The sequence below is a fragment of the Tsukamurella conjunctivitidis genome, from assembly GCF_007858475.1.
In the GTDB taxonomy this organism is placed as follows: Bacteria; Actinomycetota; Actinomycetes; order Mycobacteriales; family Mycobacteriaceae; genus Tsukamurella; species Tsukamurella conjunctivitidis.
Genome location: NZ_VIGX01000047.1, coordinates 1 through 1,018 on the forward strand (window position 1 = coordinate 1; position 1,018 = coordinate 1,018).

Consider the following 1,018-nt stretch of genomic DNA (forward strand, 5'->3'; position numbering starts at 1 on the left):
TGAACTCCAGGGCGGTGCCCAGCCAGCCCGACATGGCGGCCTTGACCAGGTCGCCCGTGGTGCGTTCGATCACGGTTCCGCCGTGGTCCTGCTGGGGTGGTGAAAGTGTTTCGGACAAGGTTTCTCTCCTTTGAGCTTCGGTGTCCGCTCCGCTCCTGGGAGCGGACACCGGCCAGACGTGGGGGGAGGTGCGAATGCTGTGGTGGTGGAGGCGAGTCCCGCAGGTCTCACCCTGTGTGCCTCATCTCTGGATGCGAAGGCCACTCCCTTCGACGAGACGACGGACCTCGTCCGCATCGGCCATCGAGGTGTCACCAGGGGTGGTCATGGCGAGCGCACCGTGGGCGGCCCCGTAGTTCACTGCGAGTTCGAGGTCCCCGAACTCCATGAGCCCGTGGATGAGTCCTGAGGCGAAGGAGTCCCCCCCGCCGACGCGGTCCAGGATCTCCAGACCGTCACGCTGGGTGGCCTGGGCGAACCCGGTGTCCCGACTCCAGGCGATGGCTCCCCAGTCGTTCACGGTGGCCGTGCGGACCTGGCGGAGCGTCGTGCCGATCACGCTGAAGTTCGGGTAGGCCGCCTGGACCTCGTCGATCATCCGCTTGAAGGACTCCACGGGAAGCTCGGTGAGGTTTGCATCGGTCCCCTCCACCGTGAAGCCGAGGCTCGCGGTGAAGTCCTCCTCGTTGCCGATCATGACGTCCACGAGGCGGGCCAGTTCCGTGTTGACCTCCTGGGCGCGGGCCTGACCGCCGATGGCCTTCCACAGGGAGGACCGGTAGTTCAGGTCGTAGGAGACGATGGTCCCGTGCCGGTGGGCCGACTCCATCGCCTCGCGCGCCACCTCGGCGGTCGTGTCGGACAGGGCGGCGAAGATGCCACCGGTGTGGAACCAGCGCACCCCCAGGTCGGCGAAGATGTGGTCCCAGTCGACCTGACCGGGACGCATCTGGGAGACGGCCGTGTTGCCACGGTCGGAGCATCCGACAGCGCCGCGCACACCGTATCCACGCTCGGT

General features: G+C 67.2%; 1 protein-coding gene. It reads right to left on the bottom strand.

Annotated features, from left to right (window positions below; all coding sequences use genetic code 11):
* Positions 1-241: 241 nt before the first annotated feature.
* Positions 242-1,018: sugar kinase (locus FK530_RS24240; RefSeq protein ID WP_146489409.1), on the bottom strand; the 777-nt coding region annotated here is incomplete at its 5' end.